23 protein-coding genes and 1 pseudogene are annotated in these 21,759 nt (G+C 63.5%); 10 read left to right on the top strand and 14 right to left on the bottom strand.

Annotated features, from left to right (window positions below):
• Positions 1–19 precede the first annotated feature (19 nt).
• Entirely contained in the window at positions 20–484 is a 465-nt protein-coding gene (gene ptsN / locus FJW03_RS19565; protein ID WP_010911486.1) for a PTS IIA-like nitrogen regulatory protein PtsN, read from the top strand.
• A gap of 54 nt (positions 485–538) precedes the next feature.
• Here ptsN and FJW03_RS19560 read toward each other — a convergent pair whose 3' ends face one another.
• Together FJW03_RS19560 and FJW03_RS19555 are read right to left on the bottom strand one after the other, a co-directional pair.
• Positions 539–796, bottom strand: a complete 258-nt coding sequence (locus tag FJW03_RS19560; RefSeq protein ID WP_140609171.1) for a DUF1150 family protein — start codon at positions 794–796, stop codon at positions 539–541.
• Between the two features lie 121 nt (positions 797–917).
• A complete protein-coding gene (locus FJW03_RS19555; RefSeq protein ID WP_096450220.1) occupies positions 918–1,343 on the bottom strand; it encodes an Hsp20 family protein in 426 nt (141 codons plus the stop codon).
• Positions 1,344–1,680: 337 nt separating this feature from the next.
• On the opposite strand from FJW03_RS19555, the gene FJW03_RS19550 reads away from it, so the two are divergent.
• Positions 1,681–2,625 carry a nucleoside hydrolase gene (locus FJW03_RS19550; protein WP_140699931.1) on the top strand — a complete coding sequence of 315 codons (945 nt, stop codon included), beginning with the start codon at positions 1,681–1,683 and terminating at the stop codon, positions 2,623–2,625.
• A gap of 487 nt (positions 2,626–3,112) precedes the next feature.
• Here the strand turns inward: FJW03_RS19550 and FJW03_RS19545 are convergent, their stop codons facing one another.
• The 4 genes from FJW03_RS19545 to FJW03_RS19530 form a co-directional block, all read right to left on the bottom strand.
• Entirely contained in the window at positions 3,113–3,727 is a 615-nt protein-coding gene (locus FJW03_RS19545; RefSeq protein ID WP_140609164.1) for a LysE family translocator, read from the bottom strand.
• Positions 3,728–3,811: 84 nt separating this feature from the next.
• On the bottom strand, positions 3,812–5,254 hold the full coding sequence (locus FJW03_RS19540; RefSeq protein ID WP_140764709.1) for an amidase: 1,443 nt from the start codon (positions 5,252–5,254) through the stop codon (positions 3,812–3,814).
• Between the two features lie 10 nt (positions 5,255–5,264).
• Entirely contained in the window at positions 5,265–6,167 is a 903-nt protein-coding gene (locus FJW03_RS19535) for a ribokinase (protein ID WP_140699925.1), read from the bottom strand.
• A 268-nt stretch (positions 6,168–6,435) separates the two neighbouring features.
• Entirely contained in the window at positions 6,436–7,314 is an 879-nt protein-coding gene (locus tag FJW03_RS19530) for a methylated-DNA--[protein]-cysteine S-methyltransferase (protein WP_140764712.1), read from the bottom strand.
• Between the two features lie 115 nt (positions 7,315–7,429).
• Between FJW03_RS19530 and FJW03_RS19525 the strand changes: the two genes are divergently transcribed.
• Positions 7,430–8,245: a class I SAM-dependent methyltransferase gene (locus FJW03_RS19525; protein ID WP_140764715.1), complete on the top strand. Its 816-nt coding sequence runs from the start codon at positions 7,430–7,432 to the stop codon at positions 8,243–8,245.
• A gap of 44 nt (positions 8,246–8,289) precedes the next feature.
• On the opposite strand, the gene FJW03_RS19520 is transcribed toward FJW03_RS19525, so the two are convergent.
• Positions 8,290–8,784: a DUF2244 domain-containing protein gene (locus tag FJW03_RS19520; RefSeq protein WP_140764718.1), complete on the bottom strand. Its 495-nt coding sequence runs from the start codon at positions 8,782–8,784 to the stop codon at positions 8,290–8,292.
• Positions 8,785–8,806: 22 nt separating this feature from the next.
• On the opposite strand from FJW03_RS19520, the gene nth reads away from it, so the two are divergent.
• Positions 8,807–9,613, top strand: coding sequence for an endonuclease III (gene nth / locus FJW03_RS19515; protein WP_140764721.1), 807 nt, complete (start codon positions 8,807–8,809; stop codon positions 9,611–9,613).
• Here the strand turns inward: nth and FJW03_RS19510 are convergent.
• The gene (locus tag FJW03_RS19510; protein ID WP_140764724.1) at positions 9,607–10,062 is read right to left on the bottom strand and encodes a DUF2214 family protein; all 456 of its coding nucleotides are present in this window, start codon (positions 10,060–10,062) and stop codon (positions 9,607–9,609) included. The genes nth and FJW03_RS19510 overlap by 7 nt on opposite strands.
• 285 nt (positions 10,063–10,347) lie before the next feature.
• On the opposite strand from FJW03_RS19510, the gene FJW03_RS19505 reads away from it, so the two are divergent.
• On the top strand, positions 10,348–10,887 hold the full coding sequence (locus tag FJW03_RS19505) for a GNAT family N-acetyltransferase (RefSeq protein WP_140764727.1): 540 nt from the start codon (positions 10,348–10,350) through the stop codon (positions 10,885–10,887).
• A 7-nt stretch (positions 10,888–10,894) separates the two neighbouring features.
• On the opposite strand, the gene FJW03_RS19500 is transcribed toward FJW03_RS19505, so the two are convergent.
• Positions 10,895–13,387: an EAL domain-containing protein gene (locus FJW03_RS19500; protein WP_140764729.1), complete on the bottom strand. Its 2,493-nt coding sequence runs from the start codon at positions 13,385–13,387 to the stop codon at positions 10,895–10,897.
• On the opposite strand from FJW03_RS19500, the gene FJW03_RS19495 reads away from it, so the two are divergent.
• The 3 genes and pseudogenes from FJW03_RS19495 (at position 13,371) to FJW03_RS19485 (ending at position 15,833) form a co-directional block, all read left to right on the top strand.
• Positions 13,371–13,667: a hypothetical protein gene (locus FJW03_RS19495; RefSeq protein ID WP_181173259.1), complete on the top strand. Its 297-nt coding sequence runs from the start codon at positions 13,371–13,373 to the stop codon at positions 13,665–13,667. The genes FJW03_RS19500 and FJW03_RS19495 overlap by 17 nt on opposite strands.
• Before the next feature lie 308 nt (positions 13,668–13,975).
• Entirely contained in the window at positions 13,976–14,986 is a 1,011-nt protein-coding gene (locus FJW03_RS19490; RefSeq protein ID WP_264296481.1) for a CaiB/BaiF CoA transferase family protein, read from the top strand.
• A pseudogene (locus FJW03_RS19485) lies at positions 14,983–15,833 on the top strand (citryl-CoA lyase). Before FJW03_RS19490 ends, FJW03_RS19485 begins: the two are co-directional and overlap by 4 nt.
• A 3-nt stretch (positions 15,834–15,836) precedes the next feature.
• Here the strand turns inward: FJW03_RS19485 and FJW03_RS19480 are convergent.
• Positions 15,837–16,313 (bottom strand): NUDIX hydrolase, encoded by a 477-nt coding sequence (locus FJW03_RS19480; protein ID WP_140609145.1) that lies wholly within the window; start codon positions 16,311–16,313, stop codon positions 15,837–15,839.
• A 131-nt stretch (positions 16,314–16,444) separates the two neighbouring features.
• A complete protein-coding gene (locus FJW03_RS19475; RefSeq protein ID WP_140764731.1) occupies positions 16,445–16,783 on the bottom strand; it encodes a hypothetical protein in 339 nt (112 codons plus the stop codon).
• 33 nt (positions 16,784–16,816) lie between these two features.
• Here FJW03_RS19475 and FJW03_RS19470 point away from each other — a divergent pair, with 33 nt between their 5' ends.
• Together FJW03_RS19470 and FJW03_RS19465 are read left to right on the top strand one after the other, a co-directional pair.
• The gene (locus FJW03_RS19470) at positions 16,817–16,960 is read left to right on the top strand and encodes a hypothetical protein (protein ID WP_226890410.1); all 144 of its coding nucleotides are present in this window, start codon (positions 16,817–16,819) and stop codon (positions 16,958–16,960) included.
• Positions 16,961–17,082: 122 nt separating this feature from the next.
• A complete protein-coding gene (locus FJW03_RS19465) occupies positions 17,083–17,664 on the top strand; it encodes an invasion associated locus B family protein (protein ID WP_140766725.1) in 582 nt (193 codons plus the stop codon).
• An 86-nt stretch (positions 17,665–17,750) separates the two neighbouring features.
• On the opposite strand, the gene coaBC is transcribed toward FJW03_RS19465, so the two are convergent.
• From coaBC to ubiE, 3 genes are all read right to left on the bottom strand, one after another.
• Entirely contained in the window at positions 17,751–19,223 is a 1,473-nt protein-coding gene (coaBC, locus tag FJW03_RS19460) for a bifunctional phosphopantothenoylcysteine decarboxylase/phosphopantothenate--cysteine ligase CoaBC (protein WP_210240617.1), read from the bottom strand.
• 87 nt (positions 19,224–19,310) lie between these two features.
• Positions 19,311–20,885 carry a 2-polyprenylphenol 6-hydroxylase gene (ubiB, locus tag FJW03_RS19455; protein ID WP_140766724.1) on the bottom strand — a complete coding sequence of 525 codons (1,575 nt, stop codon included), beginning with the start codon at positions 20,883–20,885 and terminating at the stop codon, positions 19,311–19,313.
• Between the two features lie 70 nt (positions 20,886–20,955).
• Positions 20,956–21,732 (bottom strand): bifunctional demethylmenaquinone methyltransferase/2-methoxy-6-polyprenyl-1,4-benzoquinol methylase UbiE, encoded by a 777-nt coding sequence (gene ubiE / locus FJW03_RS19450; protein WP_140766723.1) that lies wholly within the window; start codon positions 21,730–21,732, stop codon positions 20,956–20,958.
• Positions 21,733–21,759: the final 27 nt, after the last annotated feature.

The raw sequence follows: 21,759 nt of genomic DNA, 5'->3' as shown, positions 1-21,759 counted from the left end.
CGAACAAGGATTTTCAAGCATGGATCTGAGCGATCTTATCAGCGTTCCGGCGATTTTGCCGGCGTTGAAGGCGAACTCCAAGAAGCAGCTTCTGCAATTGCTGTCCGAGCGGGCGGCGGCGATTTCGGGCATTCCGGAACGGGAGGTGTTCGACACCATCCTGCAGCGTGAGCGCCTGGGTTCGACCGGCGTCGGCAACGGCATCGCCATCCCGCACGGCAAGCTCGCCGGCGTGAAGCGCATCGCCGGCGTTTTCGCCCGGCTGGAAACGCCGGTCGATTTCGAATCACTGGATGACCAACCGGTCGATCTGGTGTTTCTGCTGCTGGCGCCTGAAGGGGCGGGTGCCGATCACCTCAAGGCGCTGTCGCGCATCGCGCGCGTGCTGCGCGACGCCGACACGGTGGCCAAGATCAGGGGGACGCGAGACGCCACGGCGATCCACGCGCTTTTGTCGGACACGCAAGCCTCGCACGCGGCCTGAAGCCATTTTGGATGAGGGCCGCCGTGAGCGGCCCTTTTTGTTTTATCGGCCGCCTTAATGAATGGCGACCGTGGTCAGGTCGTTTTCCATGGCGCCGGCCAGCGCGCGGTCACGCGCGTCGGAAAGCAGGATCGGCTGGCCGTTGGCGGCAAACAGGGCCCACAGCTCGAGGCCGGGCGCGATTTCACCGATGTTGGGGAAGCGGCCGAGCAGTTCGTCGCTCGAGACCTTGCGCAGGTAAGCGACAGAGCCTTCGCCGAGATGGGCGAATTCGCCGCTGGTCATGGTGATGGTTTCGTCAGTTCTGGTCATTTCAAGCCTCCTTGGCGCGAGGACGCCGCTAAAGGCCATCCCGCATGAGAGCCATTCAAGTTGGTGCATCGTGCTTTCGCAAAATCGGTGCCGACTTTTTCGGCCGATGCAGTGGTAAGGATCAGTCTTTCACCGATATATTTATTTTCCGTACCAGCCGTTCGGACTCCGGCCGATCGAGGTCGATCGACAAAAGGCCGTTTTTCAGCTCCGCCGCGATCACCCGCATGCCGTCGGCCAGCACGAAACAGCGCTGGAACTGGCGCGCGGCGATGCCGCGGTGAAGGAATTCGCGCTCGGTGTCGTCGGTTTGACGGCCGCGCACGACCAACTGGTTTTCCTCCGTTGTCACATCGAGATCGCTTTCGGCGAAACCGGCGACGGCGAGCGTGATACGCAGCCTTTCGGCCTTGCCGTCGGTGCCGCTGAGGCGCTCGATGTTGTAGGGAGGGTAGCTGTCACCGGATTTCGCCAGACGCTCCAGGGTCTTTTCCATGGCGTCGAAACCCAGGAGAAGCGGGCTGGAGAAAGGCGTCATGCGGCTCATGTTACACTGTCCTCTCAAGAGCGACATAAACTGGAAAAACCCTGATGGCATTTTTCCCGATGGCCTTGATATGGTCCGCCTCGCGACCAAGTTCAAGCCATCAAAAGACCGCCCAAAAGACCAGGTCGTGAGTTCGCAGGAACAGCCCAAAAGGATCAGCGTCCTGGACTCACAGGAATAAGCGACATGGCGCTTGAAACGACGCGCGGATGCAAGGAGAAGCGCCAAGATCGGGGCCATTCCCGGTCAAGCGGTTCGGCAGCTTGCAGTCGGTTCGGCGTCTCTCTGGCGTGCGATCGGTCCAATGAGCTCATGGCCAGCCAAACAAGGAATTGAAATGCCGCAACCACGCAAGATCATCATCGACACGGATCCCGGCCAGGACGACGCCGTCGCCATTCTGCTGGCGCTTGGCAGCCCCGAACTGGAGGTCGTCGGCATATCCGCCGTTGCCGGCAACGTGCCGCTGAAGCTTACCGAAAAGAACGCCCGCAAGATCTGCGAACTGGCCGGGCGGCCGGAGATCAAGGTTTATGCCGGTGCCATCCGTCCCTTGGCGCGCGAACTGGTCACCGCCGAGGAAGTGCATGGCAAGACCGGCCTCAACGGGCCGGAATTGCCCGAACCGACGATGAAGCTGCAGGAGCTGTATGGCGTCGACTTCATCGTCGAGACGCTGATGAGGGAAGAGAGCGGCACCATCACGCTCTGCCTGCTCGGGCCGCTGACCAACATCGCGCTGGCTTTGATCCGCGAACCGCGGATCGCATCGCGCATCAAGGAAATCGTGCTGATGGGCGGCGGCTTTTTCGAAGGCGGCAACGTCACCCCGGCGGCCGAGTTCAACATCTATGTCGATCCGCAAGCCGCCGATCTGGTGTTCAAGTCCGGCATCCCGATCGTGATGATGCCGCTCGACGTCACCCACAAGGCGCTGACCACCGCCAAGCGCATCAAGGCCATTCGTGATCTGGGCAGCAAGGTTGGCATTGCCACCGCCGAGATGCTGGAATTCTTCGAGCGCTACGACGAGGGCAAATACGGCACCGACGGCGGTCCGCTGCACGACCCCTGCGTCATCGCCTATCTGTTGAAGCCGGACCTGTTCAAGGGCCGCAACTGCAACGTCAGCGTGGAGACCGCCTCGGAACTGACCATGGGCATGACCGTCATCGACTGGTGGGGCGTGAGCAAGCGGCAGAAGAACGCCATGGTGATGCGCGACATCGATCATGACGGCTTTTTCGCGCTGCTGGTGGAAAGGCTGGGGCGGCTGAACTGACGTTTGGAGCAGCCGGTACGTGCGCGGCATCACCTATTGAGCAATCGATAGGTGTCGACGCCGTGCTTGTGGTGTTGCCGCTCGATGGGAATGAGCGAGCCGACAAGATGCGGCCGCTCGACGTCGTCATCGATCCATATATCCGTGTGTTGTCGTCATTGAGGCGCACATCGTAGGTGTAGTATAAATCGTGACCTACCATGGCGTACGGGCTAATAGGTTTCACTCTGATATATTCGACCACGCCCATTACACGTTGAGTGGCGACGACCGGGTTGACTTGAAGCTCCATGACCGTGATGGATTTGATCAGTGCCAAGGCGCAAAAGAAAGTGACGCCGATCACTGCGTCGCTGTATTCGTATTGCCAAATAAGCAAGCGATTCCGAAAGGAAACGTTTGACTTTTTCATATTGAAGAATTGTGCAGCTATGCACAACTCTTCAATATATCGCTGCAAAAAATTTCAAAAGAAGGCGCTTCGCCATCATTTCGACCGTGAAAACGCCAGCCACAGGCCGCCGCCGACCATGAAGCTGCCGCCGATCCTGGACAGGAGCTTGATGCGGCTGGCCGAGAGCATGCGGCCGGCCCGGCCGGCGGCCAATGCATAGGTCGAGTCCGACATGGCGGCGAAGATCATGGCGGTGAAACCCATGATGACGATCTGAAGCGGGTAGTTGCCGGCTGGAGAGATGAACTGCGGAAAGAAGGCGCCGAAGAAGATCAGCGTCTTGGGGTTGCTGAGCGCCACCAGCAGGCCCTGCATGAAGAACCCGCCGCGCGGCTTTCTGGCGGTTCCGTCCGCGTTCAGCGTGCCCTTGGAGCGGAACATCTGCACGCCCATCCAGATCAGATAGGCGGCGCCGATCAATCGCACCCACTCGAACCAGTGGCCCATGCCCGAAATCAGCGTGTTGAGACCGATACCGACGATGGCAATCATGACGGCAAGGCCGGCCTGCGTGCCGGCGACATTGGCGAGGCCGGCGCGCGACCCGTGGCGGATGCTGTTGGCGATGATCAGCGTGACCGTGGGTCCGGGCACCAGGATGATGACGATGCAAGCGACGACATAGGCTGCGTAGAGTTCGAGCGACATGTTTTCCTCGATCAGAGCGCCGGCTGCGCAGCGCGGTGAACGACAATCAATGCATGGCGGCGGTAGCGGCGCAAGCCGTGCAACTCAGGCGCCAGCCTGCCACGGCAGCGTTGCCTCGTAGGCCGCGGCAGCCCTCAACACGTCCACGTCGCCGCGCGGCCGTCCGATCAGCTGCATGCCCATCGACCTCCCCTTGTCGTCGAAGCCGACCGGCACATTGACCGCCGGGCAGCCGCCAAGCGTGGCGAAGGCGGAAACCTGCATCCAGCGGTGATAGCTGTCCATCGCGCGTCCCGCGACCTCGCGCGGCCAGTGCATGCCGACTGCGAAGGGGAAGACCTGTGCGGTCGGCAGCGCGATCAGGTCGAAGCGGTCGAAGATCGACAGGAGCGTGCGATGCCAGGAGGTGCGGACGACCGAGGCGGCGCGAATCTGCGGCGCCGTCAGCCGCATCGCGTTTTCCACCTCCCAAATGGCTTCCGGCTTCAGCAGGCCGCGCTTCGAGGGATCGTCGTAATGGGTTTTGAGAGCGCAGCCGCTGCTGGCCTGGCGCAGCGTCACGAAAGCCTGCCACAGCGCCTCGAAATCGAAATCCGGCCGCAAGGGTTCAGCCGGGAAGGATGCTTCGACGAACCGGCCGAGCGCGGCCTCGCAGAGATCGAGAATGCCGGGCTCGATCGGCAGGTGGCCGCCGAGATCGCCGAACCAGGCGATGCGGCCGCCGGTTGCTGGTTCTGCGAGCCCTTCGAGGAACGAGCCAGGTTTTTCATAGGATAGCGGTGCCTGCGGATGATACCCCGCCTGTACGTCCAGCAGCAGCGCCATGTCGGCGACGTTGCGGCCCATCGGCCCGTCGACGCCCATCTGCGCGTGGAAGACCTCGAGGTCCGGCCCGCCGGGCACCAGCCCCTGGGACGGGCGGAAGCCGTAGACATTGTTCCAGGCCGCCGGATTGCGCAGCGAGCCGCCGAAGTCGCTGCCGTCGGCGACGGGCACCATGTCGAGCGCCAGCGCCACCGCCGCGCCGCCACTCGACCCGCCGGCGGAGAGCGCCGGATCGAAGGCGTTCAGCGTCGGCCCGAATACGTTGTTGTAAGTGTTTGAGCCGAGCCCGAATTCGGGGACATTGGTCTTGCCGATGATGATGGCGCCGGCGTTGCGGATACGCTCGACGAAGAAGTCATCTTCCTGCGGCACGAAATCGGCGAAGATCGGCGAGCCGAAAGAGGTGGGGAGACCCGTCGTCGAGGCGAGATCCTTGATGGCGATCGGCAGGCCGAAGAGCGTTTCGGTTTCGGCCGCTTGCCGGCTATCGGCTGCATCGGCCTCGCGCAGTATATCCGCGCGCTCACGCAACGAGACGATGGCGTTGACCAGCGGGTTGACCGCTTCGATGCGGTCGAGGAAGGCCGTCACCACCTCGCGCACGGGAAGTTTCTTGCGGCGGATCGCGTCGGCGAGGTCGACAGCCGATAGCCGGCAGATGTCGCCGGCTGGCGGCACGGCATGTTTGGTCCGGGGGCGCATTTTTCTTATCTCAATGGGATTTCAGGGCTTGGTCGACATCGGCGGCCAACGGGATCGCCGGCTGGGCGCCAGGCTTCAGGCAGGCCAGCGAGCCGGCCGCGCCGGCGCGTGCCAGCGCCTTGTCAAGCGCAAGGCCGGACGAGAGACAGGCAGCGAAGTACCCGCAGAAGGTGTCGCCGGCGCCGACCGTGTCGACAGGTGTGATCTTCATTGCCGGGACGGTCAGGAAGTCGGTCGGCGTTGCTGCCATCACGCCATCGCCACCGAGTGTGACGACGATGGTGCGCCCCGTCCTGCCGGCAAAATCGCGCATGCGTGCCGCCCGGTCGCGACCGCCGAGCGCCAGCGCCTCGCCATAGAGGTCGAACTCCGTCTCGTTGGCTACGACGTAGCCAGCCTTGCCGAGCAAGGCCGCCGCTTCGGCGTGAAACGGAGCGGTGTTGAGCACCGTGACGGCGCCGGCCGCGCTTGCCTGGTCGAGTGCGGCTTCGATGGTCGCCAGCGGAATCTCGTGCTGCAGGAGCACGACGTCCCCCTCTTTCACAAAGGTCTTGGAAAGGTCGCCGGGCACGACGGAGGCGTTGGCGCCGGGCACCACGGCGATGATGTTCTCGCCGTCGTCGCCGACCATGATCAGCGCCGTGCCGGTGGACGCAAAGGTTTCACCCACGCCCGACAGGTCGACCTTGGCGTCGCGCAGCAGTGCCAGCGCCTCGGCGGCGAAATTGTCCTTGCCGACGGCGCCGACCATGCGCACCGCGACACCGGCGCGCGCGGCGGCCAGCGCCTGGTTGGCGCCCTTGCCGCCGGGCGCCGTGGTGAAGCCGGAACCGCTCACCGTTTCGCCGGGGCTCGGCAAGCGGTCGACATTGGCGATAAGGTCGAGGTTGATCGAGCCGACAACGATAATCAAGAAGTGCCTCCCTGCTGAATGCGGGAAGCTATCCTGCCAAGCCGTTCGACGCCAGACCACGCGAATGGTCCAGCACTATTTGCCGCGTCACTCACACAGCACTGTGACCATGCCCTGATACTTGCCGGCTGGGAAGATGCCGCTCGACTTGGTGGCGGTGAGGTCGACCTGAACGGTATGAGTGCCGTTGACGATTCCGGCTGACCCGAACGAATACTATCGCCGGGTATATCTCTGTGGAAGCAAAGTGGAAGCAAAAATCGATATTTCAGGACGACACTTGCCCGGCTTCCCAGCCCAGGATGGCGCGCTTGCGGGTCAGGCCCCAGTGATAGCCGGTGAGGTCGCCTGACTTGCCGATGGCGCGGTGGCAGGGAACGACGAAAGATAGCGGGTTGGCGCCATTGGCGGCGCCGACGGCCCGGCTGGCGCTCGGCGCGCCGATGCTGGCGGCGATGGAGGAATAGGTGCGAGCCTTGCCCATGGGTATCCGGAGCAGCGCCTCCCAGACACGAACCTGGAAGTCGGTGCCGATCATCACGACATGCAGCGGCTGGTCGGGGCGCCACAGCGTCGGATCGAAAATGCGGGCGGCGTAAGGACCGGTCGCGGCCATATCCTCGACATAGAGGGCGTTCGGCCAGCGGCTGGACATGTCTGCGAAAGCGGCGCGCTCCTCGCCGGGGTCGCTGAAGGCAAGGCCGGCAAGGCCGCGATCGGTGGCCATGATCAGGGCGGTGCCGAAAGGCGAGGGGTGATAGCCGTAACGGATAGTCAGGCCCGCGCCGCGCGTCTTGTAGTCGCCGGGCGACATCGCTTCATGAGTGACGAACAGGTCATGCAGCCGGCCGGGACCGGACATGCCCAGTTCGAACGAGGTTTCGAGCAGCGGCATGCCGGAATCGAGCAGTCGGCGCGCGTGGTCCAGCGTTACCGCCTGCAGGAAGGCCTTTGGCGAAAGGCCGGCCCAGCGGGTGAAGAGTTTTTGCAGGCCGGTCGGCGTCTCGCCGACCTCTTCAGCCAGTTCTTCCAGCGATGGCTGATCACGGTAGTCGAGGCTGATCTTCTCGATGGCACGGCGAACGATCTCATAATCGCTGCCTTCGGGCGTGATGTCCTTTTTGAGGACCGCTGTCTGTGTGCTCATGGAACTGTCTCCTTGGCCTGGAATATCGCCCCTTGGGGCGCCGATCGCCACCCGAAACTTGCCTTCTCGCCTCGCATGCCCAGATAGACTCGCATTTCGTGCCCAAGAGGCGGCGATGGCTGGCGAAAAAACAGATCTCACCGGGGCAAAGGAAACCTTGCTGATGACGCTCTACGGCAAGGCGCTGGAGAGCCGGCTGCCCAATTCGCTGCTGGAAGATCATTTCGCCGACGAGGCGGTGCGCAAGATCGATTATGATTTCTCCAGGCTCAAGGTCGATGACAATCTCGGCATCGGCCTGGCGATCCGGGCCAAGACATTGGACGTCCGTGTCGAGGATTTCCTGGCCAGAAATCCTGGTGCCATCGTGCTGCATCTGGGCTGCGGGCTTGACACGCGCATCTTCCGTGTCGCCCCGCCAGTCGGCGTGGACTGGTTCGATGTCGACTATCCGGAGGTCATCGAACTCAGGCGGAAACTCTACCCGTCCCGAAACCACTATCATCTCACCGCTTCGTCGGTGATCGAACCCGGCTGGCTGGCCGAAGTGCCCCGCAACCGTCCGGCCATGGTGGTGGCAGAGGGGCTGACGCCCTATCTCCCCGCCGACGAAGGGCTCCGCCTGCTTTCGCGGCTTGTTTCGCGTCTTGCCAGTGGCGAACTGATGTTCGATGCCTACAGCAGTTTCGGGCTGAAGCTGCTTCGGCTCCATCCAGCCCTGAGGGTGACTGGCGCCGAGGTCCACTGGTCCATAGAGGATCCGCACGAGTTGGAACGGGCGGTCCCGAAGCTGCGGTTCGTCGAGGATATTTCCGCCTACAAGCCCGAACACGCCGCCCGCATGGGCTGGTCAGCCAAACTGTTCGTCCGCCTTTGGAAACACATTCCGGCGTTGCGCAAGATCGGCAGACTCCTGCGGTATCGCTTTTAGGGCGTCATTCCGAAAAACGGGAACCGGTTTCGGAAAAGGTCGGTTCAGCGCGTCTTGGCGGTCGCCAGCGCCCGCGAAAACGCGGTGGCAAAGCTTTCGCGGGAGTCGGGATCGAGAAAGCCGCCGATCGCCACGTTCTGGCCTTGTGCTTCCACCGTCATCCTGGTGATGCCGATTTCCGCGTGCCGGGCGACCGAAAACCGCGCCCAGAACGGGTTGAAGCGATGCGCTTCCGATTTCCCCGAAGGATCCGTCTTGCGGATATCGAGGCTGGTGCGGGAGACCGAAACCTCTTCGCGGGCGCGGGCGGCCCGGTAGTTGACACGAAAGGCGATGTAGACGGCGACCACGTCGAGGCCGAAGAAGCCGAACACCGGCCAGGCACCGCGTGACAGGAAAAACGCGCCTGTCACCAGCCAGCCGAACAGCAGGGCGCCCATCAGAACGAAGAAGCCTGTCCTGCCCAGCGACCGGTGTGGTGTCAGCAACGCATGAAAGAATGGCTCGTCGGCCTGAAATGAGGCGTTTGTTTCGCTCATGACTGAATATTATAGGAAGGGAATGGCGAGCCCCAAGTCCAAAGAGTCTTCAATGCCCAAAAAAGAGCAGCCGGCCGGACGGCGTGACGGCTCGAACGCCAAGCCGCGCCCCAGGCCAATGCGGTCCAGGTCGCTCTATAGCCCGGCCGAGGTGCATGAGATTTTCCGGCGCTTTTCGGTGCAGCGGCCGGAGCCGAAGGCCGAACTCGAACACATCAACGCCTTCACGCTTCTGGTGGCGGTGGTGCTTTCGGCGCAAGCCACCGATGCCGGCGTCAACAAGGCGACGCGGGCGCTGTTCAAGCTTGCCGACACGCCGCAAAAGATGCTGGCGCTCGGTGAAGCCAAGGTCGGCGACCATATCAGGACCATCGGGCTCTGGCGCAACAAGGCCAAGAACGTCCTCGCACTATCGGAGGCGCTGATCCGTGACCATGGCGGCGAGGTGCCTGATAACCGCGATGAACTGGTCAAGCTGCCGGGGGTCGGGCGCAAGACCGCCAATGTCGTGCTCAACATGGCGTTCGGCCAGCACACGATGGCGGTCGACACGCATATTTTCCGCATCGGCAACCGGCTTGGCCTGGCGCCCGGCAAGACGCCGGAACAGGTCGAGCACGGCCTGCTGAAGATCATCCCGGAGGAATATATGCGCCACGCGCATCACTGGCTGATCCTGCATGGCCGCTACGTCTGCAAGGCGCGCAAGCCGGATTGCCCAGCCTGCGTCATCGCCGATATCTGCAAGGCGCAGGAGAAGACCACCAGCATTCCGGCACCCCTGGTGCCGATCGCTCCGCTGGAGACAGTGGCCGCCGAGGATCAATAGCCGTAACCGCGCGCCATCGCAGCCGCGAAGACCGGGATCAGCAGGAAGACCGACGCCTCGGCGCGGACATAGGTCTTCACCGAGGCCAGTTCGCTCGCCGGCACGGCAAAGGAAGGGTTGGCGCTGGCTTGCCTGTTCCAGGAAATGAAGCGCACGGTGGGAATGATCGACAGCAGGCCGACGATCGCAAACGCCGCCATCTTGGCCCAGAACACCCAGTTGTGGACGTAGAATTCCCAGCCCTTGAGGCCCCAGACGACGCGGCCGATGCCGACGATGATGATGAGTGCGGCGATGGCGCCGTAGTGGCGGTCGATGCCGGCGAGCCGCTTGAGCGTCGCGGCGGGCAAGTCGCCACGGATCAGCACGAATTCTGCGCCGATGATCCCCGCCAGGGAAAACACCAGCAGATGATGGACGATTGCCAGCACGAGATCGGTCGTGTCCATGCTCTTTCCCTTTGCTCGAACGGCGCCGCTTGCGAGAGAGATCCGCCGGCCGCATAGCTAAATCGGTATGCCGCGACGGTACCATCCTTGACGGGAAATCCCATGCCAAAGCAGGCTGGACGAATTGCAGCGCGCCGGCGTCTCCACGAATATGGCCTGGCACGGCTGAAGTTCGGCTCAGGTCACCGTGGAATATTGCACGCCCCTGGATGATGGCGCGTGTCGCGCTGGCCCTTGCACACCGGGGGCGATTTGCTAAGCGCGGGCAACATCAGGAGGCAATTCATGGACAATCCGCAAGCGACCGTTGCCCCCGTGATCGAGACGCAGCGAACCATTCTAAGGGCACACCGGCTGGAGGATTTCGACGCCTATGCGGCGATGTGGGTCGACCCGGTCGTCACCCGCTTCATCGGCGGCAAGCCGCGCACACGCGAGGAAAGCTGGATGCGCTTCCTGCGTCACGCCGGCCTGTGGTCGCTGCTCGGCTACGGCTTCTGGGCCGTCGAGGAGAAGGCGACCGGCCGTTTCATAGGCGAGGCCGGGTTCCACGACCTGAAGCGTGATATCGAACCGTCGATCGAAGGCATTCCCGAAGCGGGGTGGGCATTGGCTCCGGCCGCCCATGGCACCGGCCTTGCCACCGAAATCGTCAGCCGCGTGCACGGCTGGGGTGAGGAGACGTTCGGACGGGCCAAGACCGTCTGCATCATCGATCCAGAAAACACCGCCTCGTTGAACGTCGCGAGGAAGTGCGGCTACCGTGAAGTGACGCGTACCGCCTATCACGACGCGGCGACAATTTTGCTGGAGCGGCTGCCCTGAGGCGGTTTCAGCCGGCTCTGCGGTGCAGTTTCTGCGCTAGATCGGCCCACGGATCTGCCGCAGCCGCCGCGGCTGAAGCGATGTCCGGGCCGCGCAGCACCGTCGAGCTGTCGAAAGGCTGTGGCCTGGCGATCCCATAGCCCTGGGCATAGTCGACGCCGATCGTCCTCAGGGCCGCGACGATGCCGTCGCTTTCGACGAACTCGGCGATGGTGCGCTTGCCCATGACCTTGCCGATGTGATGGATCATCTCGACCATGGCGCGGTCGATGCGGTCGTCTAGCATGTCCTTGACGAAGCTGCCGTCGATCTTGAGATAGTCGACCGGCAGGTGCTTCAGATAGGCGAAGGACGACATGCCGGAGCCGAAATCGTCGAGCGCGAAACGGCAGCCCAGACCGCGCAGATCGGCAATGAAGCGCATGGCATTGGTGAGATTGGCGATGGCGCTGGTTTCGGTGATCTCCAGGCAGATCATCGCAGGCGAAATGCGATGGACGAGGAACTGCTCGCGCAGGAAATCGAGGAACGTTTCGTCGCCGAACGTCGCTCCGGAAAGGTTGATGGCGCATGTAGTGATCGGCGCCATGCGCGCATCGGCTTGCCGTGCGGCCAGAATGCGGAACGTGTTGCGCACCACCCAGCGGTCGATCGACGGCATCAGGCCGTAGCGCTCGGCCGCGGGAATGAAGCTCTGCGGGGTGACGAAGCTGCCGTCTTCGTCGGTCAGCCGCAACAGGATCTCGATATGCGCGCCAGCCTCGGCGACGTCGTCGTTGAGCGGCCAGATCTCCTGGGCATGAAGCCTGAAGCGATTTTGCTCCAGGGCGATGTGCAGGCGCTGCACCCAGGCCATCTCGCCAAAACGCTCGCGCAAGGCCATGTCGCCGTCGCTGTGGATCTGGACACGGTTGCGGCCTTTCTCCTTGGCCATGTAGCAGGCGACATCTGCGGCCCGCAGAACCTCCTCGATCGTCGCTTGCGCATTGGCGATCTGCACCATGCCGACACTGACACTGGTGTTGAAGGGCCTGTTATCCCAGGAAAAATGCAGATCCTGCACGGCCGCGCGCAGCCTTTCGGCGATGTCGGCCGCAGTGCCGGCCTCGCAATCGATCAGCAGCACGCCGAATTCGTCGCCGCCCAGCCGGGCCAGCACATCGCCGGACCGCAATTCGTTGGTCAACACCGAGGAAATATGGCGCAGCAACTGGTCGCCGGCGGCATGGCCACAGGTATCGTTGACCAGCTTGAACTGGTCGAGATCGAGATACATCAAGGCGTGCTGCCGGGCCTGCCCCTGCAAGTCGACGATCGTCCTTTCCAGCCGGCTTTCAAAAGCGCGCCGGTTGGCGAGCCCGGTCAGCGCGTCATGCGAGGCCTGCCATGAAAGCCGCTCGATATAATCCTCTTCCCGCGTCATGTCGTGGAAGGCGAGCACCGCGCCGACCACTTCGCCGGAAACGAGCAGGGGCGCGCCGGTCAGCGCGACGGGAACAATGGAGCCGTCCGGCCGCCGCAGCAATTGCGGACGGGCGCTGGAACGACGCGGGTCGCCGGCCAGAAGGTGCTCGACCAGTTGCGATTCTTCAAAGCTGGTGTCCTTGTCCACCAGGCGAAACAAGGATGCGATCGGCTTGCCCCTGGCTGTGCCCAACGGGCAAGCCAGCAGCTTCTCGGCAACCGCGTTCATGTAATCCAGCCGCCCGTCAGGGCCGGTGCTGATGACGGCCTGGCCAATCGAAGCCAGGGTGATCTGGGCGCGCTCGCGTTCGGTATTGAGCGCCAGCTGGAAGGCCTGACGCTGCGCGAGCAGTTTGCGCGTGCGCCACACGGCAAGCAGTATCAACAAGGCGGCGGTGACGAGATTGGCAAAGGTGAGCAGCATCTTGATGAAGCGCGAACCTTCGCCGAGGCTTTCCGAGAAGGCCTTGGAAAGCGGGCTGATCTCACGGTCGAGCTGGTGGATCTGCGTTTTCCAGGCGCTGATCTCGGCCAAAGATGCCGGCCCCTTGCTCAGCGTCTCGTGCATCGTGCCGCCGAGCCGCTGGATGGCGAGGATCATGGCGTCGGCGGCCGTCCAATGGCGGATGGCGGCATCGAGATAGCTGAAACCACGGAAATCCCGGAACAGCCAGATCATTCCGGGGACATCGTCGACGTGATTTCCACCCTGCAGGAAACCGATGCTCGCGGCTTCGATATCGGGCTGAGATTGCTCGAGTGCCAGGCGGGCCGACCGATCAGCCAGCGGAACGGCGATCGCCGCGCGATACTCGCTGAAGAAGTCCTCGTTGCCGGTGTCGGCATAGAGGCTGAGAAAATAGATAGCGTGCTTTTGGCCCTTCGACCACTGGCTCTCGCCGCCGACATAAGCACGAACCGCCGAAAGGGTGTAGAGGCTGAGGCTGGCCACCAGCGCCTGGATGAGGACGACGGCGACGAAGGGCCATACGAGTCCGAGAAGACGGGAACTCGCATCAATGGGTGACAGCTTCATCGAATCCTCATGGGCTTGCCATGATCCTGTCAGCGCGTCTGTCCGACTGTTTCATTCACCGGTTGAGACGATGTTGTTTCCCGCATGTCGCTCGGCTGGCGACAACGATCCGGTTATCATGGCGGGCTTAACAGCAAATAAATACTTTCCCCTGTTTGTGGCGGCGATTCTTGCCATGGCGGCCGAATATTACGCAACGTCAGGCAACTGCTTCGAATTGAATCAGTTTGTATTTGAGGCTTATCGGCCATCTTGCCTGGGTCGCAACCGAACGACCTAGGGCTGAGCCTCCGCCGCGAGGCTGGCTTGCTCCAGCATGGAGGCATCCTCGCCGAAGGCACGAGTGGCGCGAGCCGCCGCCTGGAGTCTCGGCGCCGGTATTCGGACCGGGACGCGTTTTGCTAGGCGCCTTGACGCTGGCCGGCCCCAGCACGCGCGTCGACGCTGCGTTTCTTCAACGCATAAGACGTCCGTTGCTTGCGCCTATCAGATGGCCCTGTTGGGGGCCGATGTGATCAAGGTCGAAGGCCCACAAGGCAGCGACCTGGCGCGCCAGCTCGGTGGTTCGCCGAAGCTCAACAGTGCCGCATGGGCGCCTCGTTCCTGGCGCAGAACGCCGGCAAACGATCTGTCGTGCTCGATCTGAAGAAAGAGGCCGATCGCGAGCGCTTCCTCGACCTGGTTGCCAGCGCCGATGCGCTGGTGGAGAATTTTCGGCCCGGCGTGATGGATCGACTCGGCCTTGGGTATGAGGCGCTGAAGGCGGTCCGTCCCGGCGTCGTCTATTGCGCGATATCGGGTTTCGGCCAGACCGGGCCGATGCGCGACAATCCCGCCTATGACCAGATCATCCAGGGCCTGTCGGGCATCATGAGCATCACCGGCACGCCGGAAACGGCGCCCGTGCGCGTCGGCTATCCCGTCGCCAATACGCTGGGCGGGTCGGTCGGCGCTTTCGCCATCGCCTCGGCGCTGGTCAAACAGAAGACCTCGGGCGAGGGCGCCTTCCTCGACGTGTCGATGCTGGAATGCACGCTTTCCGCCCTTGGCTGGCCGGTATCGAATTATCTCACGGCAGGGGTCGACCCCAAGCCGATGGGCAATGAGAACATGACGGCGGCGCCCTTGGGTGCCTTCCGCACCGGCGAGGGACTGCTCAACATTGCCGCCAACAAGCAGGAGCAGTTCGTGACGCTTTGCCGGCTGATCGGGCGGCCGGACCTGGCCTCGGATCCGCGTTTCGCCGAGCGCGAGACGCGCAAAAAGAACCGCACGGTGCTCAAAACCGAGATCGAGGAGGCCCTGGCAGGTACCTCGGCGGCGGCCTGGGAAAAGACGCTCAATCGTGCCGGCGTGCCGGCGGGCAGGGTACTGACCATCCCGCAAGTGCTGGCCGAGCCGCAAGTGCTCGAACGCCAGGTAACCGCGCGTTTCGAGGATGTGCCTGACGTGGACAGACCGCTGACCGTCTTGCGCGGCGGGTTCATGGTCGATGGCGAAGCGCCGCTGCCGACCAGGCCACCACCGGCGCTCGGCGAGCATATTGACGAGATCTTCGCCCAGCTGCCGCCACGTGCCAAGGCGAAAGCACGGGCATGAGCGGCGAGGAGAAGAAGACTGGCCGCGAACGCGGCGAGGAATGGTGGCAGACCGGCTCATCGAGATGAGTCCCGGCGTGATCCGGCTGCGCGGCTATGAAATCCAGGACCTGATCGGCCGCGTCAGCTTCCCGGCGATGATCTGGCTGATGTTGCGCGGCGAACTGCCCAGCGAGGACCAGGCGGCACTGCTGGGTGTTGCGCTGGGGCGCGGCCGTCGACCACGGACCGCAGGCGCCGTCGATCGCCATCGCGCGCATGGTGGCGACCTGCGGCGTCGGCGTCAACAGCGCCATGGCTTCGGCCATCAACGTGCTCGGCGATGTGCATGGCGGCGCCGGCGAACAGGCGCTTTCTTTCTATGGCGACATCGCGGTGGCGCTCGATGGTGAGGCGACGCTCCAAGATGCCGTCTCGTTATGGCTCGACCGCTTCTTCGCCGAGGAGAAGGGCTATGTGCCGGGCTTCGGCCATCGCTTCCATCCGGTAGATCCACGCGCGCCGCGCCTGCTGGAACTGACCCGCGACTTTGCCGCGCGTGGTGTCGTCAAGGGGCGTTTCGCCGAGATTGCCGAGGCCTCGAGGCTGACGTCGCGCGGCGCAAAGGCAAAAGAATACCGCTCAACATCGACGGCGCCACGGCCGTCATCTATGGCGAACTCGGCTTTCCGCCGCCGCTGACGCGCGGGCTCTTCGTGCTGTCGCGCTCTGCCGGCATCCTGGCGCATGCCTGGGAACAATCGCAGCAAGCCGAGCGCAACAAGGGCCCGTTGCCGCGCGAATGGCTGTGGGCTTATGCAGGCACACCGGCGCGGCCGTTTCCGGAGGAGGATGAGGCTGGTGCGTGAAGCCTATACCTGGTCGAGTGGCGCGGGCTCGGGAAGCTTCAAGGTCTTCACCAGCGTCGACAGATCCGGTTCGTCGATGAGCATCGCCGCGTCGGCCGGCGCCAGCCATGCCCGCTGCCGCCGCTTGGCCTCCTGCCAGTGGGCAAGCTCTTCCGTCACTTCAAGCAGATAGACGATGACGTCGACCCGGACAAAGTGGCTGGCCAGCCGCTTCCAGTAGGAATAGGAGCCTGCCGGCTCTCTCAGCGTCTTGCCAAGCACGCCGGCTTCCTCCTGCGCCTCGATGGTGGCTGCCTTGCGTCCGCTCTTGCCTTTCATCGGCCAACCCTTGGGCACGATGAAGCGTCTCGTCGTTCTCGACGTGACCAGCATCACCTCGATATCGCCGTGCGCGTTCCGCCGAAAGGGGACCGCGGCGACCTGGCGGATTCTCTCGCCTTTCTTGGCCTTGCGCACGGCCTTTTTCTTGGTGGCTGCCATTCGTAAAATCCAGTCGGTGCAGTGCCCCCATAGCGTGATGCGGCGCCTTTGCAAAACCCAAACCGCCGCAAGGGGGGCACTAGAGCGCCCCTACCATCTAAGTCGGCTAAATAAAAGGAGATACCGACCCGTCAGCGGCAAGTGCTCACAGCTGTGTTGCCGATTATCTGCGTCTGGCAGGTTGGCCTGACCTTCGGCACTACCGGCGGCGGCTGCTGGACGATCACGCGGTCCTGGGCCCGATACTGCTGTTGCTGTTGCTGAAATTGCTCCCGCTGAACCCGGTTCTGCAACGTCTGCAGATCGTTCTGCTGGATCAGCGCGTTGCCGTTGGCAGCGGGGTTGAGTGCTTGCGCGGAAGCAGGCACAGCAACGCCGGCCAACACCACCGCCGCCAGCACCGCCGATGCAAAAAACATCGATGGTCGATGTACTGACATCCGCTCATTCCTGCCAAAGATGCTATTCATCCTTCATATATAGGACGTTTGTCCGGCGATGCCATGGCCGAGGCGGAGTTCTCGAACAAGGCATGGGAGATCGAAGGCCGCTTTGCCGCGGCGGAGAATCTGCCCGGCAACCCCGCATTGTACTTGACGGAAGCGGTCGGTTCGCCGCTCTATCGGTCGGCGCCGGCCTCGAGCTGAATGGCGTCAATGGCGTCGGCCTGTCTGTCAGATACAACGGCGTGAAACAGAACGCAGTCAGCGCGTGTCTCAAGGTCAGTTTCCAGGCTGGCTCGAGACGGGGTCGGGCGGGAGGGGTCTTGATGAGAAAGTACGCGTATCTTGTGGCGATGCTGGGTGCGGCCTGCATAGCTGGTCTGCCGGCCATGGCGGCGCAAACGAAGGGCGACAAGGCGGCTCCGGCCGCAAATGCCGCCGCCAGTGCGCCGCAACTGCCTGGCGGCGCGTCGGCCTTGTCTGAAACCCATGGCGACTGGACGGTCAATTGCCAGGTATCGGGCACTGCCAAAGTATGCAGCCTGTCGCATCAGCAGTTCAACAAGCAGAGCAACCAGCGTCTGCTGGCGATCGAGCTGTCGAGCAAGAGCGGCGACGACGCGAGCGGAACCCTTGCCCTGCCGTTTGGCCTCGCGCTCGCCAAGGGCGTCACCCTGACCGTCGACGACCAGAAACTCGATGGCAGCCTGCCGTTCAACACCTGTCAGGTGGTCGGCTGCCTCGTGCCTGTGGCATTCGATGCCAACGTCACGCCGCTGCTCAAGTCGGGCACGACGCTCAAGATCGACGCTTTCGCGGCCGACACGGGACAGCAGGTGAGCTTTTCCGTTCCGCTCAACGGCTTCGGCGGGGCTCTTGCCCGCACGGCGGAGCTTTTGGCCAATTGACGGGGAGAGGGTCTCCGGACCGGCGAAGCTGAGGCATCGCCTGGCCACCGTCGAGCGGCAGGCGGTGCGTGCGTCGCGCGTCCTGGTTAGACGACGATCGTTTTGAGGCGCTCGGCGATCAGGGTGGCGAGCCGTGCCGCCACCTCGTCCTTGGTCATTTCGGGCCACTCTTCGACGCCGGTCTTCGAGACGATCCGGACCCGGTTGCGATCGCCGCCCATGACGCCTGAAGGGCCGATGCCGCTTTCGTGCGAGACGTTGTTGGCGACGATAAAATCGGCGCCTTTCTTCTTCAGCTTGGCCTCGGCATTGCGCAAAAGGTCCTGCGTCTCGGCGGCGAAGCCCACGACCAGGCCGGGTCGCTGCTTGTGGTGGCCGACCCCGGCAAGGATGTCGGGGTTCTCCACCATACGAAGCACCGGTGGCCCTTCGCCCGCCACCTTCTTGATCTTTTCGCCGGCCGAATTTTCGGAGCGCCAGTCGGCAACGGCAGCGACGAAGACCGCGGCGTCGGCAGGCAAAAGCTGCTCCACCGCATCGCGCATCTCTTGCGCGCGCTCGACGCGAATGGTCTTCACGCCGGCCGGATCGGCAATGGCGACCGGGCCGGAGACCAGTCGCACATCGGCGCCCAGTCTTGCCAGTGCCGCCGCGATGGCGTGGCCCTGCTTGCCGGACGAACGGTTGGCGATGTAGCGCACCGGGTCGATCGGCTCATGCGTCGGGCCGGAAGTGACGATGACTTTCTTGCCAGCCAAAGGTTTCGGACTGAGATCGAGCAGCGCCTCGATCGCGGCGACGATCTCCAGCGGTTCGGCCATGCGGCCTTCGCCCGCCTCATTGCTCTCAGCCATCTCGCCTTTGGCCGGGCCGACAAAGGCAACGCCGTCCTTGGCCAGCGTGGCGCGGTTGCGCCGCGTCGCAGGATGCGCCCACATCCTCGGGTTCATGGCCGGTGCCATCAGCACCGGTTTGTCGGTGGCGATCAGCACGGTGGATGCGAGGTCGTTGGCGTGGCCATTGGCAAGCTTGGCCATCAGGTCGGCGGTCGCAGGCGCCACCACCAGCAGGTCGGCCTCGCGTGACAGCCTGATGTGGCCGACATCATGCTCGTCATTGCGGTCGAACAGTTCGGTGAAGACATGATCTGCCGAAAGCGCGCCGACCGACAGCGTGGTGACGAACTCCCGCGCGGCTGACGTCATCACCACCCGCACCGCGGCACCGCGCTCGCGCAGCCGCCGGATCAGGTCCAGCGCCTTGTAGGCTGCAATGCCGCCGCCGATGATGAGCAGGATGCGCTTGCCGGAGAGACTGCCGCGGGCAGAAATCCTGGCTGCCGTTGCGATGGCCGGGGCCGTCGAGCCCTGTGAGGCGGCCAGGTCGTGCAGGGCTTTCTCAATCTGGTCGAGGCGACCGGTCGGCAGGGCCTGCCCGTCAACCGCGGCCCGGATCATGACTCGTGCCTGCTCTTCCATGGAACGGTCGTTTTCCGCCGCCAGTCGGCGCAGCAGTTCCTTGACCTCATCGCCGAGGTTGCGAATGGTGATGCTTGCCATGTGATTGCGCTCTGCTCATCTTCCGATAGCAATGATAGCAATGCAATCATATCGCAGCAAGCTACGGACAGTGCTGACGCGGCGGAGCTAGATCAGCTTCCAGGCAATATAGACCAGTGTCAGCGCGATTACCCACAGCGCGACGCGGCCCGAACGGCTGTACCGGGCCTCGGCCTTGCCGATGGCGCGGGCGGTGGTTTCGTCGAAGCGCAGCCCGTGCTCGGCCATCAGATCGATCTCTCGCGACAGCCGATCAGTGCGCGCCGCAAGCTCCGGCGCCTGGCGGGCGAGCGTCAGCAGCGCCTTGGCGCCATCACGCGCATCGATCATCATGCCGCGCGGGCCGAGATTCCCGGCGATCCAGCCGCTGACCACCGGCTCGGCCGTCTTCCACATGTTGAAGACCGGATCGAGCGTACGCGCCACGCCCTCGACCACCACCATGGTCTTCTGCAGCAGGATCAGTTCCGGTCTTGTCGCCATGTCGAAGAGTTCGGTCACCTCGAACAGCAGCGTCAAAAGCTTGGCCATCGAAATTGTCTCGGCCGGCTGGCCGTGGATCGGCTCGCCGATGGCGCGGATCGCCTGTGCGAAGGCCGCGACATTGTGCTGGCGCGGCACATAGCCGGCCTCGAAATGCACCTCGGCGACGCGCAGATAGTCGCGCATGATGAAGCCGTAGAGGATTTCGGCGAGGAAACGGCGCTCCTTCTTGCCGAGCCTGCCGGCAATGCCGAGATCGACGGCGACGATGGTGCCATTCGCTTCGACGAACAGATTGCCGGGATGCATGTCGGCATGGAAGAAGCCGTCGCGCAGCGTATGGCGCAGGAACGACTGGACGAGATTGGCGGCGATCGCCTTCAGGTCGTGGCCGGCGGCTTCGAGGCCGGCGATGTTGTTCATCTTGACCCCTTCGACCCATTCCATGGTCAGCACGTCGCGGCCGGTACGTTCCCAGTCGACATAGGGTACGCGGAAGCCGGGATCATCCCTGGTGTTTTCGCCAAGTTCGGAGAGTGCCGCGGCTTCGAGGCGCAGGTCCATCTCGATCTTGGTGGTTTGCGCCAGCGTCTCGGTGACCTGAACCGGCCGCAGCCGGCGTGACGAGGGGATGTATCTTTCCTGCAGGCGGGCGGCGAGGAAATAGCTTTCCAAGTCGTGAAAAAAGCGGCGGCGCACGCCCGGCCGGATCACCTTCACCGCCACCTTGCTGGCAGCACCTTCGTGGAGGGTTTCGGCGGCGTGGACCTGGGCGATGGAAGCGGCGGCGACCGGGTCGCCGAATTGCGCGTAGAGATCGGCCACCTTGCGCCCGAGCGACGCTTCGATGGCCGCGATCGCCTCGGCCCTCGGAAAGGTGTGCATCTTGTCCTGCAGCATGGCAAGGTCGAGCGCCATGTCATTGCCGACGACGTCGGGCCGTGTCGCCAGGAATTGGCCAAGCTTCACATAGGACGGGCCGAGCCGGACCACGGCCTTGGCCAGCCGGTCACTGCGCTGATAGGCGAGCGCGCGGCGACGGGTGAACAGCCGCGCCAGCCGCCAGCCGAATTTCGGCAGGCCGGACAACTCCTCGCCGGGCAAGGCGGCGACGACGCCCTCGCGCACCAGCACCCAGCCGGCCCGCATGAGCCGAAATCCTGCGCTGACCGTGCTCATGGCTGCGCTCGCCCCGCCGATCCGTTGAACCGGCACAGAGCGCATCGAGCGGGGTAGATATGCGACGGCTTCAAAGCTTCCAGCCCGAATGCAGGGCCGCTATGCCGCCGGAATAGTTGCGGAAGGAAACACGCTCGAAGCCAGCGCGGGAAATCATTGCCGCGAAGTTCGGCTGGTTGGGGAATTTCGCGATCGATTCGACCAGGTAGGAATAGGGCTCGCCGTCGCCGGTGACCATCTTGCCGATCCTGGGAATGGCGTTGAACGACCAGGCTTCGTAAGCCTTGTCGAGCAGCGGCATCTCGACCTCGGAAAATTCCAGGCACAGGAACCGGCCGCCAGGCTTCAGCACGCGGAACGCTTCGCCGAGGGCGACATCGATGCGCGGCACGTTGCGGATGCCGAAAGCAATGGTGTAGGCGTCGAATGTGGCATCCGCGAAGGGCAGTTCCTCGGCATTGGCCTCGACGAAATCGGTGTTGCCGGATAGGCCTTTCTTCTCGGCGCGGTCGCGGCCGACGGCGAGCATCGAACCGTTGATGTCGAGCACGGTGGCATGGGCGTGGCCGTGGCTGGCATCGACGATGCGGAAAGCGATGTCGCCGGTGCCGCCGGCGACATCGAGCACACGCCAGCCCGGCCGCTTGGGCGGATTGAGCCAGGTGACCATGGCATCCTTCCACAGCCGGTGCAGGCCGCCCGACATCAGGTCGTTCATCAGGTCGTAGCGGTTGGCGACCTTGTGGAAAACATCGTTGACCAGGGACTGCTTCTCGCCTTCCCCTACACGTTTGAAACCATAGGAGGTTTCCATGCCGCCCGCGGCCGTGGTTCTCTCAACTGACATTTTTTTGATCCGTCATAAAACCGGCGG

The organism is Mesorhizobium sp. B4-1-4, assembly GCF_006439395.2.
GTDB lineage: Bacteria > Pseudomonadota > Alphaproteobacteria > Rhizobiales > Rhizobiaceae > Mesorhizobium.
Note: the sequence above shows the minus strand (reverse complement) of the source record. Positions and strands in the feature narration are given on the sequence as shown.

What these genes read in the sequence shown, in the direction of transcription:
- ptsN (WP_010911486.1), top strand. Translation starts at nt 20, where the DNA reads ATGGATCTGAGCGATCTTATCAGCGTTCCGGCGATTTTGCCGGCGTTG.
- FJW03_RS19560 (WP_140609171.1), bottom strand. Translation starts at nt 796, where the DNA reads ATGACCAGAACTGACGAAACCATCACCATGACCAGCGGCGAATTCGCC.
- FJW03_RS19555 (WP_096450220.1), bottom strand. Translation starts at nt 1,343, where the DNA reads ATGAGCCGCATGACGCCTTTCTCCAGCCCGCTTCTCCTGGGTTTCGAC.
- FJW03_RS19550 (WP_140699931.1), top strand. Translation starts at nt 1,681, where the DNA reads ATGCCGCAACCACGCAAGATCATCATCGACACGGATCCCGGCCAGGAC.
- FJW03_RS19545 (WP_140609164.1), bottom strand. Translation starts at nt 3,727, where the DNA reads ATGTCGCTCGAACTCTACGCAGCCTATGTCGTCGCTTGCATCGTCATC.
- FJW03_RS19540 (WP_140764709.1), bottom strand. Translation starts at nt 5,254, where the DNA reads ATGCGCCCCCGGACCAAACATGCCGTGCCGCCAGCCGGCGACATCTGC.
- FJW03_RS19530 (WP_140764712.1), bottom strand. Translation starts at nt 7,314, where the DNA reads ATGAGCACACAGACAGCGGTCCTCAAAAAGGACATCACGCCCGAAGGC.
- FJW03_RS19525 (WP_140764715.1), top strand. Translation starts at nt 7,430, where the DNA reads ATGGCTGGCGAAAAAACAGATCTCACCGGGGCAAAGGAAACCTTGCTG.
- FJW03_RS19520 (WP_140764718.1), bottom strand. Translation starts at nt 8,784, where the DNA reads ATGAGCGAAACAAACGCCTCATTTCAGGCCGACGAGCCATTCTTTCAT.
- nth (WP_140764721.1), top strand. Translation starts at nt 8,807, where the DNA reads ATGGCGAGCCCCAAGTCCAAAGAGTCTTCAATGCCCAAAAAAGAGCAG.
- FJW03_RS19510 (WP_140764724.1), bottom strand. Translation starts at nt 10,062, where the DNA reads ATGGACACGACCGATCTCGTGCTGGCAATCGTCCATCATCTGCTGGTG.
- FJW03_RS19505 (WP_140764727.1), top strand. Translation starts at nt 10,348, where the DNA reads ATGGACAATCCGCAAGCGACCGTTGCCCCCGTGATCGAGACGCAGCGA.
- FJW03_RS19495 (WP_181173259.1), top strand. Translation starts at nt 13,371, where the DNA reads ATGGGTGACAGCTTCATCGAATCCTCATGGGCTTGCCATGATCCTGTC.
- FJW03_RS19500 (WP_140764729.1), bottom strand. Translation starts at nt 13,387, where the DNA reads ATGAAGCTGTCACCCATTGATGCGAGTTCCCGTCTTCTCGGACTCGTA.
- FJW03_RS19490 (WP_264296481.1), top strand. Translation starts at nt 13,976, where the DNA reads ATGGGCGCCTCGTTCCTGGCGCAGAACGCCGGCAAACGATCTGTCGTG.
- FJW03_RS19480 (WP_140609145.1), bottom strand. Translation starts at nt 16,313, where the DNA reads ATGGCAGCCACCAAGAAAAAGGCCGTGCGCAAGGCCAAGAAAGGCGAG.
- FJW03_RS19475 (WP_140764731.1), bottom strand. Translation starts at nt 16,783, where the DNA reads ATGAATAGCATCTTTGGCAGGAATGAGCGGATGTCAGTACATCGACCA.
- FJW03_RS19470 (WP_226890410.1), top strand. Translation starts at nt 16,817, where the DNA reads ATGGCCGAGGCGGAGTTCTCGAACAAGGCATGGGAGATCGAAGGCCGC.
- FJW03_RS19465 (WP_140766725.1), top strand. Translation starts at nt 17,083, where the DNA reads ATGAGAAAGTACGCGTATCTTGTGGCGATGCTGGGTGCGGCCTGCATA.
- coaBC (WP_210240617.1), bottom strand. Translation starts at nt 19,223, where the DNA reads ATGGCAAGCATCACCATTCGCAACCTCGGCGATGAGGTCAAGGAACTG.
- ubiB (WP_140766724.1), bottom strand. Translation starts at nt 20,885, where the DNA reads ATGAGCACGGTCAGCGCAGGATTTCGGCTCATGCGGGCCGGCTGGGTG.
- ubiE (WP_140766723.1), bottom strand. Translation starts at nt 21,732, where the DNA reads ATGTCAGTTGAGAGAACCACGGCCGCGGGCGGCATGGAAACCTCCTAT.